Origin of the sequence: Mucilaginibacter rivuli, assembly GCF_019391655.1 — a bacterium.
Taxonomy (GTDB): Bacteria; Bacteroidota; Bacteroidia; order Sphingobacteriales; family Sphingobacteriaceae; genus Mucilaginibacter; species Mucilaginibacter rivuli.
This window is the reverse complement of record NZ_JAHXPQ010000002.1, coordinates 493,120-510,818: the sequence shown is the minus strand read 5'-3', so window position 1 is coordinate 510,818 and position 17,699 is coordinate 493,120. Positions and strand designations below refer to the sequence as shown.

General features: G+C 43.2%; 10 protein-coding genes. 4 read left to right on the top strand and 6 right to left on the bottom strand.

What is annotated here, in order from left to right:
* The first annotated feature begins 1 nt into the window (after position 1).
* Entirely contained in the window at positions 2-646 is a 645-nt protein-coding gene (locus KXQ82_RS05960; RefSeq protein ID WP_219487241.1) for a DUF2306 domain-containing protein, read from the top strand.
* Here the strand turns inward: KXQ82_RS05960 and KXQ82_RS05955 are convergent.
* From KXQ82_RS05955 to KXQ82_RS05935, 5 genes are all read right to left on the bottom strand, one after another.
* Complete coding sequence (locus KXQ82_RS05955) at positions 633-1,718, bottom strand: arabinan endo-1,5-alpha-L-arabinosidase (RefSeq protein ID WP_219487240.1); 1,086 nt, start codon at positions 1,716-1,718, stop codon at positions 633-635. The genes KXQ82_RS05960 and KXQ82_RS05955 overlap by 14 nt on opposite strands.
* 39 nt (positions 1,719-1,757) lie before the next feature.
* The gene (locus KXQ82_RS05950) at positions 1,758-2,909 is read right to left on the bottom strand and encodes a family 43 glycosylhydrolase (protein ID WP_219487239.1); all 1,152 of its coding nucleotides are present in this window, start codon (positions 2,907-2,909) and stop codon (positions 1,758-1,760) included.
* Positions 2,910-3,023: 114 nt separating this feature from the next.
* Positions 3,024-5,462 (bottom strand): alpha/beta hydrolase family protein, encoded by a 2,439-nt coding sequence (locus KXQ82_RS05945; protein ID WP_219487238.1) that lies wholly within the window; start codon positions 5,460-5,462, stop codon positions 3,024-3,026.
* A gap of 101 nt (positions 5,463-5,563) precedes the next feature.
* Positions 5,564-8,917 (bottom strand): DEAD/DEAH box helicase, encoded by a 3,354-nt coding sequence (locus tag KXQ82_RS19940; protein WP_369412427.1) that lies wholly within the window; start codon positions 8,915-8,917, stop codon positions 5,564-5,566.
* Between the two features lie 23 nt (positions 8,918-8,940).
* Complete coding sequence (locus KXQ82_RS05935; protein WP_219487237.1) at positions 8,941-10,272, bottom strand: MFS transporter; 1,332 nt, start codon at positions 10,270-10,272, stop codon at positions 8,941-8,943.
* A 194-nt stretch (positions 10,273-10,466) separates the two neighbouring features.
* Between KXQ82_RS05935 and KXQ82_RS05930 the strand changes: the two genes are divergently transcribed.
* The 3 genes from KXQ82_RS05930 to KXQ82_RS05920 all read left to right on the top strand — a co-directional run bounded on the left by KXQ82_RS05930 (position 10,467) and on the right by KXQ82_RS05920 (position 15,629).
* Positions 10,467-11,864 carry a glycoside hydrolase family 28 protein gene (locus KXQ82_RS05930; protein WP_219487236.1) on the top strand — a complete coding sequence of 466 codons (1,398 nt, stop codon included), beginning with the start codon at positions 10,467-10,469 and terminating at the stop codon, positions 11,862-11,864.
* A gap of 2 nt (positions 11,865-11,866) precedes the next feature.
* Positions 11,867-13,183, top strand: a complete 1,317-nt coding sequence (locus KXQ82_RS05925) for a glucuronyl esterase domain-containing protein (RefSeq protein WP_219487235.1) — start codon at positions 11,867-11,869, stop codon at positions 13,181-13,183.
* A 118-nt stretch (positions 13,184-13,301) separates the two neighbouring features.
* Positions 13,302-15,629 carry a S9 family peptidase gene (locus tag KXQ82_RS05920; protein ID WP_255563472.1) on the top strand — a complete coding sequence of 776 codons (2,328 nt, stop codon included), beginning with the start codon at positions 13,302-13,304 and terminating at the stop codon, positions 15,627-15,629.
* 82 nt (positions 15,630-15,711) lie between these two features.
* Here the strand turns inward: KXQ82_RS05920 and KXQ82_RS05915 are convergent, their stop codons facing one another.
* Positions 15,712-17,685, bottom strand: a complete 1,974-nt coding sequence (locus KXQ82_RS05915) for a RagB/SusD family nutrient uptake outer membrane protein (RefSeq protein WP_219487234.1) — start codon at positions 17,683-17,685, stop codon at positions 15,712-15,714.
* Positions 17,686-17,699: the final 14 nt, after the last annotated feature.

Here is a 17,699-nt window from a genome sequence, read left to right as displayed (position 1 = left end):
AATGAAGTTTGCAGGTAAGTTATTACGATATTTTGCTTTACTGTGGATATTAACCCTAAGCCTTGCCACCTTATGGGATTATTTGAGGTTACACCCCAATACCGGCTATCTGCACATTAAACAGTTTGCCGTTAACACCGGTTATTACCTGCCATTCTTTTATGCGCATGTTATAGGCAGCAGTGTTATATTGCTTGTCGGTTTTTTCCAGTTCTCTAAAATAGTTTATTCCAAACGGAAACTGCACCGCGCATTGGGCAAAATATACATTCTTGGCGTATTGCTCTTTGCAGCACCGGGCGCTTATTTGATGACTTTTTTTATTCAACGCGGTGCTGGCGTATTCGCGTCATTTTTCATCCAAAACAGCTTATGGGTAGTAAGTACTTTTATAGCATGGCGTTATGCAACGCAGGGCAAAATACCGCAACATGTGTGCATGATGCGCCGCAGCTACGGCCTGGCCTTTGCTGCCGTAACCTTGCGCTTTTATATCTGGCTTTTTACCGTTTTAGGTAACGGCGTTAGCTTTGAGCACAATTACCTTATCATAGCTTTTTTAAGCTGGGTACCTAATTTAATACTTGTTGAACTGATAAACAGGTATGATAAAGGAAATATCTACAAACCCACTACTTCCCAATAAAAACTTTTTTCTCAAACTCAGGCATTTTAAACAGTTTATTGTTCGCAGCTTCTAATGTAGGCCAGCCATCCGCATCAATATACATGGGTTTAATATTCAGCAATGACGCCCCGCCTTGCGACCGTGTATAAGCATGGTAAACAATATAAGTAGTATCCTTTTCGGCAAAAAAGCCATTATGCCCGCGGCCAGGCTCGGCATAATCGCCGGCAAGAAAAACAGAATACTTGTTATCTTTCCAACTCTCGCCGTTCTTGTTCAGGTACGGCCCCGTAACTGTTTTTGAGCGGCCAATAACAATTTGGTAGGTGCTTTCTACCCCCGAACAGCATTTGCCCCGCGAAGCAAAAATGTAGTAATAATCAGGGCCTTTAATAACATAGCTACCTTCGCCTAAACTGGTTGTGATGGTATAAAGCTCAGGGGTAGCGCTAAATGGTTTGCCTGTTTTAGGATCAAGCTCAACCATGCGCAATCCGGCCTTGTATGAGCCGTAAATCATCCATTCTTTACCATCCTTATCCCTAAAAATATTCGGATCGATACAGTTTACACCTTCACCTCCGTTTTTGTAACCAATTACCTGCCCGTGGTCTTCCCATTTATATTCGGGCTTGCTTTTATCCAGCGTGGTGTTGGTAGCATATCCAATGCTCGAGTTAAAGTTCATCCATGCTGATACTGAATAATACAAGTGATATTTACCATCGGCATAATGGATATCCGGCGCCCAGATACTCACCTTATCTTTAATATCATCGTTCCACCATGATAGTGGGGCCGCGCCACGCTGGTATACACTACCCGCGTTTGTCCAGTTTATCATATCCTTGGATGCTTTAAACCCCATACCCGTTGCAAAAACGTAATAGGTATCGCCCGCTTTTATCATTACCGGGTCGTGCACGCCCAGATTACCTTTCAGGCCGTTATTAGTAATATTCTGCTCTTGCCTTGGGCCCCGTTGCTGCGTGACAGTTACTGTGGTTTGTGCAGGTGGTGGCGTAGTTTGTGCCGATGCCGACAATCCAACCACGGCGATAACTGATAACAGGCTGATATATTTTCTCATTTCCGTAAAATTTAGACTTTAAACTAAACTATTAATTTGTTATTTACTCACAGGTATATCAACGGCAAATGGTTGATTTTTAGAAACAACAACCTTCCCGTCGGCAGCAAATTCAATCCGCACCAGCCCGGGCTTCTCGCGCCACGGCGATTGCGTATCGTTACCAAAAAATGAGCTCCACCAGTTGCCTTGTTTATCTTTAAAAAAATTTGTTCCGCCGCCGCAAGGCACAATTTCGTGCCTGTCATGATACGGGCCGTAAATATTATCCGATATGCCAACACAGCTTGAGTACCTGCCCTGATAGTCATCCGCAGCGCCAAGGTAATATTTACCGTTAGCCTTAAATAAAATAGCGCCTTCGGTACCAAAGTCATTCATTCCGCGTCCCTCGCAACGCGCTACGTGGTGTGTTGGGTCATGATCGGGGTTTGATAGTTTTACATCATGCAGAGGGCCATCAAAGCCGCTCATATCATTTTTCATAAGGCCAATGTGGTTTGCGCCCGCCCATGTAAAGTATACCTTTCCGTCATCATCCTGCAACAGCGTAGGGTCAATACCTTTAACAAACGGTTGAGATGGGTCAGCCGCGGTATTTACATACGGCCCCTCGGGTTTACCTGTAGTACTTTTTAATATGGATATGCCTGTTGGCGGCATACTCAGGCAGATGTAATAATTACCCTTAATATAATGCAGCTCGGGCGCCCATAAAGCGCGCGCGGGTTTGCCATGCAGGTCGGCCCATTTTTTTTCCCAGGTGCCATCTTTCTCGATAGTCCACACCAGGCCCATGTAATTCCAGTTCTTCAGGTCTTTTGATCGCCAAAGTTCAACTCCATCAGCATGAGCCCAGATATTATCTCCTGTTGATCCCGTGAGGTAATAGTTACAATCACCACCCAAAATAACCACAGCATCGCGAATGTGCGCATCTAAAATTGGCTTTATTGATGGTAGCAGGCCATTTGCCACAACCGAACCTGTAGCTCTTTTTGAGGGCCCTCCTTTGCCGGCACCATCGCGCCAATCGCCCCAGCCTGCGCCTTCAATGGGTTTGCCCGGGCCACTAATGCCCGATCCATTATTAGCGATGGCCGCTATTTCATCGGGTGTAAATACTTTTTGGGCAAAAGCAAAATTTTGCATCGCAATGGCAAGTAATAAAACTATAATGGTTTTTTTCATTTGATGTAAATATCAGGCATACCTATCTGGCCACTATCCTGTTGTATCCTGCTATCAATAGCCGGTAACTAAAAAAGCCCTTTACAGGGCTTTTTTAGTTACGTTTACGAGGCGTTATTTTACAACGTTAGCGCTCTTTACCGGATCAGCATTTTTCACATATTTTTCCATCCAGGTATATTGCTCCCATAGTTTGTGTAACAGGTTCTCGCGGCCACGGTAGCCGTGCGCTTCAAATGGCAGGTACACAAACCTAACGGTACCACCCAAACCTTTAATAGCGGCAAATAAACGCTCGCTATTGATAGGGAAAGTGCCTGAGTTATCATCCATTTCGCCATGTGTCATCAGCAAGGGCGTTTTTATCTTATCCGCAAAGCTGAACGGGCTCATATCATAATACAATTTAGGATTTTGCCAATAGGTACGGTCTTCATTCTGGAAACCAAAAGGTGTTAACGTGCGGTTGTAAGCGCCACTCTCTGCCAAACCTGCTTTAAAAAGCGTGGTGTGCGCTAATAAGTTAACCGTCATGAAAGCTCCATAGCTGTGTCCACCAACTGCAATGCGGTTACGATCGCCTACACCCATATCCGATAATTTATTGATAGCAGCCTCTGCGTTTAATTGCAATTGCTCAACAAAGCTATCGTTTGGTTTTTGCCCTTCTTTGGCAACAATAGGCATTTCCGCATTATCTAAAACCGCATAGCCCTGGGTTACAAAAAACACCGGACTACCACCGCCAATTAGCGTGAACCGGTATTGTGAGCCACGCGTTTGCGCAGCATCAGCAGCATTATCATATTCGCGCGGATAAGCCCATATCAAAACTGGCAGCGGGCCATCTTTTGCTTTGTCGTACCCTTTAGGCAGGTACAAATCGCCGGTAAGGTCAACACCATCGGCACGTTTGTAGTGTATTTTTTCTTTACTAACACCAACCAATTGCGGGTAAGGGTTGGTAAAGGCGGTAATTGCTTTAGTGGTATTAGCAGTAATGTTCCTGATATAATAATTAGGTACATCGGTTTGCGTTTCACGGCGGGTCAGCACGATCAGCTTATCAGCGTCTATTACATCTGATATACTTTCATATTCACCTTCTTTACAACGCCAGATGATCTCGTTCTTTTTGGTAGCCAGATCAAATTTAGCCAGAAACGGCATATCACCTTTGGCAGATGCGCCTGTAATGTTATTCATTAATAATTTTGTACCGTTATCAATGGTAATAATTACATCGCGACCGTATTTATTTCGCTCACGCACAGGAATACCCGGGTTGTTGTATGAGTCTGTTTGGCTGCGGTCATATAAAACTTCCAGCTTACCTGTTGATGGATCGAAACGTTCAACCCTGTTCAATTGTTTAGATCGCATACCTTCGCTAACCATGGCAAAAGTGCTGTTACCCCAGGTTACGTTACGGTAACGGTACTGGGTTTTAAATAACTCTTTAGCCTCGCCGGTAAAAGGGGCGCTTAACGAGTAAACCGCGTCATGAAAATCAACTTTCTTTTTTATCAGGCCACTATCTAAGGGGTGTGCCCAGGTAATGGTTGCTGCTTCATCATCTCTCCAACCAAAATCGCGGGATACATCCTGGGTATTATCATTACCGGATGGCGTACCTTCGGTTGATGGCAGCTCAGCCAATATCTTGATCGTTTTTCCACTCAGGTCGGTGATACTTACTTCTGATGGGAAACCACGATCGGTTACTAAATAAGAGAATGGTTTTTTAACCTTACGCACCATCATATACTTTTTATCCGGCGATAAAATAGTGCTGTTATATATTGCCGGTTTACCTATCGGTGTTTCTATCCCGTTCTTATTTTGAACCAATTGCGATGTTCCGAAAAACTCAAATAACTGCTCATCATAAGGCGTTTTGATCAAATCTTCAAATGTGGCGCTTGGCGCGGCCTTACCTAAGTTTTGCTGAACGGTGGGCCCTTTGGGTGTTAATGGTTTTTGAGGAACCATACTTACCGGTTTACTTGCTACACGGTAAAACAGGGTACTGTTATCGGCCCATAAAATACCATTACCTAATACGGTATTCAAGGGTGTTTTATTCACCTTCATAGCTTTTTGGGTAAGTACATTGATCACATACAGATCAACCGTTTTTTGATTTACCTGGGTAAAAGCTATTTTATGCTCATCCGGACTCCAGCTAATACTCATGCTATTTGCAAATAAAGGCGATGGTAAACCGAGTATAGGAAAAACCTTACCTGTTTTGATGTTCTTTAAAGTAAAGTTATTGACAAATATCTGGCGGCTAAGCGAATAATTAAGCGGATCGATACGTAAGCCGGCGATTCGAACTTCGGGTGCTGCCAGTTCGGCTACTGACGGGTAAGCGTTGCGAGCGCTAAGCAGCATCCATTCTGCTTTAGAGTCAACACTAACAGATGGTGTTGGCTTGGCCAGCAACAGATCGGCCATAGCTTTTGGTGGTGTTTGGTAACCAACGGCATCCTGTGCCTGGGCATTAAAAATTGCACCCAGCAATAATACAGGGAGTAGAAATTTTTTCATAACGAGAATCAGTTTAGTTAAGTGTTGAGAAAGTTACGAATTGTATATAATTAAATAACCAACCAATTGTATTATTCCCATTACAAATGCGCGACATTGAATTATGGCTTCCGTAACATCCCTAACAGATCATCACGCGTAAGCGATTTAAAAATGGAGGTGTCTGTATGTATGAGCGTATTAGCCAGCTCTTTTTTGTTTTGCTGCAGGTGCACCATTTTATCTTCAATGGTATCGGGGCATATCAGCCTTACGGCTACCACATGTTTTTCCTGGCCTATGCGATAGCACCTATCTATTGCCTGGTTTTCAATCGCCGGGTTCCACCAGGGGTCAACCAGGTAAACATAATCTGCCGCGGTTAGATTAAGCCCTGTTCCACCCGCTTTCAAACTGATAAGAAATACCCTTACATCAGCATCGTTCTGAAATTTATTAACTTCAGCCTCACGGTTACGGGTTGCACCTGTAAGGTAGGAGTATTGTATTCCACGCGTATTCAACTCCTCTTTTATAAGGCTCAGCATTGTCACAAATTGGGAGAAAACCAGTATTTTATGCTGTGGCGATTTACTTTCTATCTGCTCAATAAGTGTTTCAATTTTTGATGACATGCTGCCCGGCAGCTTCTCTCCTTCCAGCAGCAAAGGGGAGTCGCATATCTGGCGCAGCCTGGTTATGCCTTTTAGCACATGCATTGAACTTTTAGGCAGTTCATCCTGCGATGTTGCCGCAATAAACTCACGGAACTCTTTTTCGTAAGCATCGTAAATACCGCGCTGCTCGGTACCCATTTCGCAATACAATACCATTTCTGTTTTCTCTGGCAACTCGGTAGCTACCTGGTCTTTAGCGCGGCGCAATATAAATGGTTTTATTTTTTGCTGTAATTCACGCGATCGTTTACTTACCTTGAATTTATCGATCGGTGTTGAGTATATATCTTTAAAATATTGCCTGCTGCCCAGCAAACCCGGACAAGCGAAAGAAAGCTGCCCGTAAATATCAAAGGTATTGTTCTCTATGGGTGTACCCGTAATAACTATCCTGTTGCGCGATTTAAGCAGCATTACCGATTTATACCGTTGCGAGCCGGGGTTCTTTATATTCTGCGATTCATCTAAAAAGATGTAGTTAAACTCGTAATGCCGCAAAAAGTTCACATCCGATAGCAGCGTGCCGTACGAGGTGAGGATCACCTCAAACTTCCCAAACTCGTCGGTGTTCTTTATCCTGTCGGCACCATAAATGGTATGTATTTTTATGCCTGGCGCAAATTTTTTGATCTCGGCCTGCCAGTTAAATATCAGTGAAGTAGGTACCACCAACAGATTGGTATTATGGCTCACTTTACCCCGTTGCGACAAGATGAACGCGATGATCTGTACCGTTTTACCTAAACCCATATCATCAGCCAGGCAGCCGCCAAAGTTAAACTCATCTAAAAAATTAAGCCAGTTAAGGCCTTGTTGTTGGTAATGCCGCAATGTTCCGTTAAAGCCGGCCGGTACATCAATATTTTGTATGGTATCAAAGCTATGCAGCTTTTTTTTGTATCCTCTTATTTGTTGCAGTACTTCTTCATCAAGCATTTGCCGCTCATACATTTCGCTTACCGATTCAAAATTCATTTTCGATATGCGCAGCGTTTCATCATCAAACACATCACCGGCAGTAAAGTATTTGGTGAATTTTTCTATCCACTCTTCAGGTAAAACACCCAGTGTACCATCGTCCAATTGTACAAACTTGGTTTTGTTACGTATAGCCTTGTGTAAGTGCTTTAACGAAGCTTTGCGCTTGCCAAAACGTGCTTTTACAGTAGCATTGAACCAGTTGATGCCACTCAGCACCTGTACGCTTACATTGATCTTTTCAGCATTGAGTTTATTGCCACTCAATTCATTAAAACCTAAAATGGTGATACCCTCATTTCGCCAGGCCTCAAAGGCATCCAAAAACCAGTTCTCATCCAGAAAGCGTTTGCGGTGCAGGTAAAAATACTGCAGGTGATCGTCAATTTGCTCTTCAAAGTATGTATGCTGTTTAATAATTTGGGTCATAAACCTGGTCTCGGCGGCGTCATCGCGTTTTACCAAAAACTCCTTACCCTTTTCATCAAGCGCAAATATTTGCTTTGTGGTGCGTATGGGTATTTCAGCCTCGCCAATACGCATTACAGGCAGTATCATAATATACGGTCCAAAATCCGACAAGTAAATTATCTTTTCCGGCTCACCGCTAAAACCGCTTTTTTTAAGTTGCGCAAGCGTAGCTATCTTAATATATGGATAATTTACGGTGTTGCTTTCTTCCAGCTTATTCAATACCAGTGCCTTAAACTCATTAAACTTTGTTTTGTGGATCAGCAGGTTATCGCCCCTTCGTTTAAAAAAAGCGATACCGCCAAGCATAGCAACATCTTTAACAAGGTATAGCGCGTTATTCAATTGAACAAAATAGGTGTACCCTACCTCTATGTTTTTGAGTTCGAGTACTGCGTCACCAATTTTTAGTTTACCTGATACCTCGTAAAAATCGCCTTGTTTATTTACCGTTATCTCAATACTTTGAGTAACCCTGCCTAGCTTCACTTTTTGCAAAGCGCTTGCTGTTATCTTTTCCGATACTTCGCTATCGTGCATGTAACAATCCATATCTAATGGATTTCGAACAATTGCTTTTAAGCTGGTGATGGCTTGTTCTGATACCTTATCATTAATAGTTTGCTGAAAACGCGACACTGCTGTAAAAAACTTCAGTTCAAAAGGGTCGTTGCTATCCCAAACCAATTCTAAAGGTGGCACCGGGGTTAAGGGGTTCTTTATCCCACCATCAACGGTTGTTGGCGCATCGCAAAGTTCAACCTGCAGGTGCTTGTAGTATTTATGCTGTTTAATGACGATAACGCGCCGAATTTGTATCCCTTCAGTTTTATGTACTATTTCCTTATCGGGAATTAATAGTTGTACAGCACTGCTCAGGCTATCTTTGCTTACCGGGAAAAGCCCAGCCTGCACCGGCACAATTAATGATCTTCCATCATGATACCTGTGGATAAAGTACGCGCCTATATCATCTGCATCTTCCAGGCCATAATCAACGGCAAACTTCCGCAGTTTTTGGTCGCGTAGTTTCTCATCAAAAAATACCCTGAGCTCATCTTTCTTTATGATCTGTAAAAGTACCTCAGCCTGGTGCGTGCATAACCTGTTTGCGGCTTGTTCACAATTACAGGCCAGTATGATCTTGTTATGTTGTTGTATTACCGATGTAAGCTGCCCTGCCCGGTTTTCAAAAACGCCATTATCTATGCTTAACGCTACGGGAGAAAAATGGTCATAACCACCACCGTCAAATCCTGCAGGGGCATATTGCCCTATCATGCTTTCTGTAAGGTCGGCAATCGTCTTATCCTGAATAATATAAACTTCTTTATCACCCTGCTCTTCCACTCGCTTTTGTATTTAAATTCCGGTTATACTTCTACAACAGTTGCAGGCAATTTTTTAGCTTTCCTTTCGGCGACGAACAGCACAATAAGCAAGATCAATCCTATCGCGAAAAAGCAATCCAATGCCAGGGCCGAGTCGCGCATTTGATTTCTTATCGATTCAACAAATCCAAAACAGAAAAGGCCTACTACGATGGCCAGTTTTTCGGTTACATCATAAAAACTAAAAAACGATGCCGTATCTGTAATATTTGGCGGCAGGTATTTTGAATACGTTGACCGCGATATGGATTGCACCCCTCCCATTACAGCCCCCACCACTACAGCAGCAGCAAAAAACTGGCCTACTGTAGCTACATAGTACACGCACAAACAAAGCACCGTCCAAATAGATACTAAACCAACCAGCGTAGTGACATTGCCATATTTACCCGAAACTTTCGATGTAATATAAGCGCCTATTACGCCAACTACCTGTATTACTAAAATTATGGGTATCAGGGTATCATCTGTCATGTGCAGCACCTTGGCAGCAAAGTTAGCGGCCACAAGCATAATGGTTTGCACACCAACGGAGTAGAAAAAGAAAGATGCCAAAAACCGTTTAAGCAAGGGTAACTCTTTTATTTTACCCATTACTTTACCAAGTTCCTTAAAACCACCTGTTAACAGGTTCTGTTTGGTTTTAGCTGCTCGCGGCTCGCCCTTAGGCAATAATTTAAATGGTATGATAGAAAAGCCCATCCACCAGATAAACACCATCAGGAAAGATATACGTGCCGGCAAATAATCATCCGTTATATGAAACCACATAGGTTTCTCAATAACAAGCAAGCAGAGTAACTGCATTACCAGGCTACCTACATAACCGTACATAAAGCCTTTGGCACTTACGTTATCCAGTTCATCGGTAGTGGCTATTTGAGGCAGGTATGAGTTATAAAATACAAAGCCGCCACAGTACCCAATGCAGGCCATGGCATAAAATATTAAAGGCAGCTCCAAACTGCTATCGGGTTTAAAAAAATATAATCCGGCACAAGCCAAAGCACCAAACCATGTAAAAAATTTAAGGTAATTCTTTTTGTTCCCTTTGTAATCGGCTATTGATGTCAATATGGGTAACAGCAACACTATAATAAGATACGATAAGCCAAGCACATAGTTTTGAATAACGGTATTGATATAGTTATGCCCAAAAACGGTCACAATATCTTTTCGGGGATTATGCTCGGTAGTTACAGCTACATAATACGCCGGAAATATGGTTGACGTAATTACCATATTGTAAGATTGATTCGCCCAGTCGAACATACACCATGCCCATATCGTTTTCTTGTTATTCTTCTCTGCCATTGCGTGCTAAAATATAGAAAATTAAGAGGTATTGAAACAGCGTGCCTCAAGCATTTGCAACATGTGTGATACACAATCGTTCCCGGTAAAATTAAAACAGCAAGTGATGTATTAAATGCTTAATATCGTATACAAATCAACAACCTGGATTACCGCCAGAAACCAAGCCTGGCGGTTATAACATATCTTATAACATGAATAAACGCCGTGTATTTTTAAAACAGGCCGGATTGGGTTTGCTTGCCATTCCTGCAACTTCTTTAGCTTTTGGCGCGACAACCGTGCAGGGAACAACAGCACCTGTAACGCCTCAACCCCCGCCTACCCGCATTAAACTTAACATCCGTAGTTTTGGTGCTGTTGGCGATGGTAAAACAAAAGATACTGTAGCCATCCAGCAAACTATTGACCGCTGCAACGTACTTGGCGGCGGCGAAGTATTTATCCCGGAAGGAAATTATTTTACAGGCGCTATTCAATTACGATCGAACGTAGCGCTCCGTTTAGGGCAAGGCTCAGTTTTGCTTGGCACGCCGGATTTTGCGGATTATCCCGTAACCCAGGTACGATGGGAAGGCAAATGGATACAAGGCCATACCGCGTTAATATATGGAAATGATGCACATAACATCAGCATAACGGGTCCCGGTAAAATTGTGGGTAATGATGCTCTTGGCGGGAGGCCATCTGCCGATAAGCCATTACGGCATCCGGCACTGATAGAACCCATTAACTGTTCAAATATTACTTTTGAGGATTTTTCTACATCGTACCACCTGATGTGGTCTATCCATTTAACCTGTTGTGATAATATCTCCATTAAAAACCTGAACATACGTAGTACAGGTGGTAACGGCGATGGCATTGATGTGGATTCGTGCAAGCATGTGTTGATAGATGGTTGTGATATAGCGACAGGGGATGATTGTATATCGCTTAAATCGGGCCGCGGAATGGAAGGGTATGCCATGCTGCGTACTACCGAAGATGTGCGCATTACCAATTGTACTTTTGCCGATTCTATTTTCGCCTGCATCGGCATCGGCAGTGAAACCTCAGGCGGCATACGTAATGTATTGATAGAAAACTGCAAATTTACCTACGCTAAAAGTTTTGCCTTATATATTAAAAGCCGTGTTGGCCGGGGCGCTTTTATTGAAGATATTACGGTTAACAATATTGACGTATCGGGCACCGAAGGTGGCCTTTTACGCTTTAACCTGAGCGGCAGTGGTTTGCAGGACCAAATTCCTGTTCCCGGCATTGAGGGCGTACCTACAACCAAAAACTTTAAATTCACCAATATCAAAGTTACCGATGTACCTGTATTGGTTGATGGCACGGGCGTTCATTCCAGTAAACCTTTGGATGGCTTTGTTTTTAGTAATATAACAGGCACGTGTAAAAAAGGCATATCACTGGCTAATATAAAAAACGCCAAACTGAGTAAAATTAATGTAACCGGTTATTCAGGGCCACTACTTGGCATCAGTAACGTAACCGGTAGCGGCCTTGACGGCGCTGCTGATATACCTGCGCCAAAATTTATCGAACTTATTCCTGCTAACGATCCACCATATCAATTACACTGATCATGAAAAGTAAACCATTAATATTTGGCAGTATAACATTGTTGGTTACGCTTTCGGGCGCATATATAAAAACATTCGCCCAGGCTGCGCCTGCAAAACCACCAACAGCTGTAGTGGCCGGCATACCTGTAAATTACGATGAAAGCAAAGTTGGCACTTATACCTTGCCCGATGTACTTACACTGCAGAACGGCAAAAAGATTAGCGATAAGCAAACCTGGTTAAAAGAGCGCCGGCCCGAAATTGTAAAGTTGTTTGAAAGCTACCAGTTTGGCAAAGTGCCCGCCAAACCTGCTGATATGAGTTTCAATGTTTTTGATAAAGGCACACCGGTATTTGAGGGGCGCGTTATCCGTAAGCAGATCACGGTTTATTTTACCAAAGATACATCCGATCATAAAATGGATATACTGGTGTACCTTCCCGCCAAGGCAACCAAGCCGGTACCTCTATTGCTCATGATCTCTTTCTCGCCAAATTCAAGCATGTCAACCAAAGACACCGGTGTTAAGCGAGGTTATATGTGGGACCGCAGTGGCAAAAAAGTGCCTGCTCCCACAATGGGCTTAGGCAAGCTTGATGTTGAAAAATTTACTTCCGAAGGCTTTGGTATCGCAACCATTTATTATGGCGATATAGAACCCGATTTTAAAACCGGCTATAAGTATGGCATACGCGGTTATTACATGAAACCTGGCCAGGCCTACCCTGCCGATGATGAGTGGGGCGCTATATCGGCATGGTCATGGGGTTTAAGCCGCGCTATGGATTATTTTGAAACCGATAAACAGGTTGATGCAAAACGTATCGCGTTGAACGGCGTATCCCGCCTGGGCAAAACCGTATTGTGGACAGGCGCCCGCGATACCCGCTTTAAAATGGTACTGGAAAGCTGTGCGGGCGAAGGCGGCGGAGCTATTAGCCGACGCAACTATGGTGAGAACATTAAGCACATGACGGATACCAGCCGTTATTTTTACCAATTTGCAGCAAACTGGCACAAATACTCCGATGATTTTAACGCTTCGCCTGTTGATGCCCACATGTTGGTTTCGCTGATGGCACCGCGCTACCTGTTGATGCAAACCGGTGATACGGATTACTGGTCGGACCCAAAAGGCGAGTTCCTTGCCGCACAATCAGCCGAACCTGTTTACCAGTTATTTGGCATGAACGGGCCAGGCAAAAGTCAATGGCCTGCAGCAGCTGACACATCGTTAACCTATCGTCCGCTGGGCTATTATATGCATTCGGGAGGGCACGGAACTGTTCCATCTGATTATGATATTTACCTTAATTATATGAAGCAGTTTTTGTAGGAATAGTGCTCAGTTGAGTCTAATCAGAGCTTGTGGCATAGTGTTGTTACTTGACAAGCCATAAATTTGCAGTATCTTGGCTTTTAACAAATAACAAGACTTTTATTAATTACCAGCTATGAATAAGCTTTTACTTACCGTTGTATCTGCAGCGTCAACCATTAGCGCCTACGCTCAAACAACTGCACTTACCGCAAAAGATTATGAGCGTGCCGAAAACACACTTACCTACAATACCGCCCCACTTATTGACCAATATACTGTAGTACCTAATTGGATGCCGGGCGACAGTTTCTGGTACCGCCGTACCGATGCGAGCGGTACAGAATTTATATTGATCAACGCAAAAAAAGGGACCCGTGCCGCTGCATTTGATCATTCAAAACTGGCAGCAGCCTTATCCACCATTACGGGTAAAACTTACGATGAAAAGCACCTGCCCTTTCAATCTATCTGGTTTACGGCAGATGTAAAGTTTGTGATGTTCCAGGTTGAAGGCAAACAGTATAAATCAGATCTATCTACATACACAATCACAGATGACAACTCTACTCCGCCCGAAACCAATGCTGGCGGTTTTGGCGGCAGAAGGCGCGGTGGTGGCAACCAGGTAATTTCGCCTGATGGTAACAACGCGGCATATATTAAAGATTATAATCTTTGGGTTAGGGATGTTAAAACGGGGAAAGAAACCCAACTAACTACCGATGGTATTAAAAACTTTGGCTATGCTACCGATAATGCCGGATGGAAATCAAGCGATGGCGCTATTTTAAAATGGTCGCCGGATTCAAAAAAAATAGCCACCTTTAAACAGGACCAGCGCGAAGTAAGCGATATGTATTTGGTTACTACCAATGTGGGTAAACCAACCTTATTGCAATGGAAATACCCTTTACCCGGCGATAAAGTAATACCTACCATTCAGCGTGTTATTATTGAGGTTGACGCCCCAAAAGTAATTAACCTGCAGATACCTGCCGACCCTCACCGCGCTACCTTAAGTGATGATATTTCGAGCAGCGGCACATTTGATGATGTAGAATGGAGCGACGATGCCACACAACTGGCATTTGTATCTACATCCCGCGATCATAAACAAGAAAAAGTACGTATAGCCGATGCTGCCACAGGTGCAGTTCGCGAGGTTTTTGATGAAACAGTACCTACACAGTTTGAATCGGGCTGGGGAAGTATTAACTGGCATTATTTATCAAAAACGAACGAGATCATTTGGTTTTCTGAGCGTAGTAACCAAGGGCAACTCTATTTATATGATGCCCTTACCGGGAAAGTAAAAAACCAGATCACCAATGGTAACTGGGTGGTTACCCGTGTAGTTAAGGTGGATGAAAAAGAAAGGATGATCTACTTTTATATTGATGGCAACGAGCCTGAAAATCCGTATTTCAGCCAGTTTTGCAAAATAGGGTTTGATGGTAAGCACTTTATGGTGCTCACACCGGAAAGTGGTAACCATACTGCAACATTATCTCCGTCCGGCGAATTTCTTATCGACACTTACTCCAAACCCGATGTGCCACCTGTTACCGTATTCAGAAACACGGAAGGGCGACTGATTGGTAGTTTGGAAAAAGTTGATATTTCGAGATTGGTAGCTTCGGGCTGGAAACCGGTAACGCCCTTTTCGGTAAAAGCAAAAGACGGTAAAACCGATATTTACGGGCTTATGTTTACCCCTGCAAATCTGGATCCTAATAAAAAATATCCGATCATTGATTATATCTATCCGGGCCCCCAGGGTGGTAGCGTGGGTAGCTGGTCGTTCGCGGCATCAAGGGGAGATAACCAGGCACTTGCCGAGTTAGGCTTTATTGTAGTAATGATAGAAGGCACAAGTAACCCGTTACGCTCTAAAACTTTCCATGACCTGAGCTATGGAAATATGGCCGAAAACACCCTGCCCGACCAAATTACCGGCATACGGCAGCTTGCCCAAAAGTACACTTATATTGATACCGGTAAAGTAGGTATATGGGGGCACTCGGGCGGTGGTTTTGCTACGGCATGCGCCATGTTCCGCTTCCCTGATTTCTTTAAGGTTGGCATATCAGAATCCGGCAACCATGATAACCGCAATTATGAGGATGATTGGGGCGAAAGATATAATGGACTAACATCTAACTCAGATTATGCAGCACAGGCAAATCAACTTTATGCAAAAAACCTAAAAGGCAAATTGATGCTTGCCCACGGCTTAATGGATAATAATGTACCACCACAAAATACACTGCTTGTTGTTGAGGCCTTAGAAAAAGCCAATAAAGATTATGACCTTGTTATTTTTCCAAACAGTGCACATGGCTATGGCCAATATGGCCCATATATGATGCGCCGCCGCTGGGATTACTTTGTTAAATACCTTTTAGGCGTCGAGCCACCTAAACAATACCTGCTAAAATCGCCGCGAATGGGTGGGCAATAAAACTGTAAAACTCAGGTTTAAAACAACAAAAAGCTCCCCAAACTTTGGGGAGCTTTTTTATAACCCAGCTTTTTAATTACTGTTAATTAGTATAACCCGGGTTCTGATAGTTTTGTTTATCAGTAGGGCTCAATGGCTGTCCATTTTTGGTGGTCAGGTTAATTTGTTGTACCGGTATCGGCCTAAGTTTACTGTACGTTTTAAGGCTGGTAGCATCCTTGTTAAACAGCAATGTACGGTCATACAATGTTTCTGTTCGTACCAGGTCTTCCCAACGGTATAATTCGCCACAAAGTTCCCTTGTACGCTCGTTTAGCATAAAAGCTATAAAGCGAGTCGCGTCAGTATTAGCACTTGCCGGGTAGTTTTCGCTTGGCGCGTTGGTGGTAAACAATGTTGGAGTAGCTATCATGTTAATGTAAGTATCTGTTACATCCCCTTTTGTACCACCATCAAACATCCATGTTTGCGGATTTTTAAATTCGCCTGCATGAAAAGCGGCACGTTGCCTTAGTTTATTTACATAGATCAATGCATTGGTGTAATCACCCTTACGGCCATAGGCTTCTGCTGCAATTAAGTAGGTTTCCCCCAAACGGGCAAGGATACCGTTTTTAACTCCGCGCTCTTCATTAAAGTTTGTAGTAACACGAACAGGATCTAAAAACTTACGTAATGTAAGGTATTTATTGTTGTTAAAGCCCGATGTTAGCGTAGCGCCGTTAAGGTAATACCTTGCAAACACAGTATACCTGTAGTTTGCAATTTGGGCAGCTGTAAGTGTGGTATTCTTGTTATTCACAATAAACAAAGCAGCAGTATCGCCAATACCATATTTAAGCTGGCCTGCCAATGCAGGGTTGGCCGGGTATGGCGTAGGAAATTTAGGAACGCTTGTATTTACATTTGAATAATAAGCGGTTACAAAGCTTTTATAAAAGCGTGAGTCGTTCTTCCTGTCAAAAATATCTATCGTATAGTCCGATGGGCCCAAACGGCGAAATGGCCTGCCATTAAAGTTATCCTGGTTTCGTATCAATCCCGGTATGCCCAAATCATATTGACAAATATAATACTCATGCGTACGGTTACCGGTTGTACCATCAGCGGTTACGTTATTGATAAACTGTGCCGCAAAAATCACTTCCTTGCTATTATTTGATGCCTGAATTTTTGAATAATCACCTGCCGGCGCTGTTCCGTTAACTCCAACCGCAGGTGTTTGTACATTTGGATAACCCGCCGGGTAAGTACCGTTCCATAAATTCATATAGTCGGACTCAAGCGCGTACGTACCACTATTAATAACCGCCGTTGAGTAAAATATAGCGCTATCAATATCAGTAGGCTGCTGGCCACGCTGCTCGGTTACGGCGCTGCCCCGTGTTAAATACGCTTTTGCCAAAAAGTGTTGCGCAGCGCCTTTTGTAGCTCTGCCCAATTCTGTATTGGTTGCTGTAAGGTTGTTTTTGGCAAATTGCAGATCGGATATAATAACATTATAAACTTCGGCAATACTGGCACGTTGAAAATCAGTTTGAACATTTGTGCTTGATTTTAATACGATAGGTACACCGCCAAACTGCTGTACCATATAAAAATAATAGTAAGCACGCAAAAAACGCAGTTCGGCCAGGCGTTGTGTTTTCTGAGCGTTTGTACCCAGGGTTTTTGAAGAACCATTATTATATAACGGAATACGCTCAATACCAATATTACAACGGTTTATACCATCATAATTGTTTGTCCAGAGCGCGTTTAATAATCCTTCGCCCGAGTTTAAGCTTGGATCGTAAGTGTTATAATAAACAAAGTTAAACTGATCGCCTAAAATAAACTCATCTGTACCAAAGTTGTGCAAGGCGTATGCCTGCTCACCCTCAAACTTCCACCTCACAGGTGTATAAGCTGAACGTACAAGATCTTCAAGCCCTTGATCTGTATTATAGTAATCTTGCGTAAGCGTACTTACCAGGTCCTCTTTCAGGAATTTTTTGCAAGATGTAGTGCCGAAAACCATTAATATGGTTAATACCGGTATGATATATTTTTTCATCTTCTTAGTTTTAA

Coding starts and splice junctions, on each gene's coding strand:
- KXQ82_RS05915 (WP_219487234.1), bottom strand. CDS start 17,685: ATGAAAAAATATATCATACCGGTATTAACCATATTAATGGTTTTCGGC.
- KXQ82_RS05925 (WP_219487235.1), top strand. CDS start 11,867: ATGAAAAGTAAACCATTAATATTTGGCAGTATAACATTGTTGGTTACG.
- KXQ82_RS05935 (WP_219487237.1), bottom strand. CDS start 10,272: ATGGCAGAGAAGAATAACAAGAAAACGATATGGGCATGGTGTATGTTC.
- KXQ82_RS05950 (WP_219487239.1), bottom strand. CDS start 2,909: ATGAAAAAAACCATTATAGTTTTATTACTTGCCATTGCGATGCAAAAT.
- KXQ82_RS05960 (WP_219487241.1), top strand. CDS start 2: ATGAAGTTTGCAGGTAAGTTATTACGATATTTTGCTTTACTGTGGATA.
- KXQ82_RS05955 (WP_219487240.1), bottom strand. CDS start 1,718: ATGAGAAAATATATCAGCCTGTTATCAGTTATCGCCGTGGTTGGATTG.
- KXQ82_RS05930 (WP_219487236.1), top strand. CDS start 10,467: ATGAATAAACGCCGTGTATTTTTAAAACAGGCCGGATTGGGTTTGCTT.
- KXQ82_RS05945 (WP_219487238.1), bottom strand. CDS start 5,462: ATGAAAAAATTTCTACTCCCTGTATTATTGCTGGGTGCAATTTTTAAT.
- KXQ82_RS05920 (WP_255563472.1), top strand. CDS start 13,302: ATGAATAAGCTTTTACTTACCGTTGTATCTGCAGCGTCAACCATTAGC.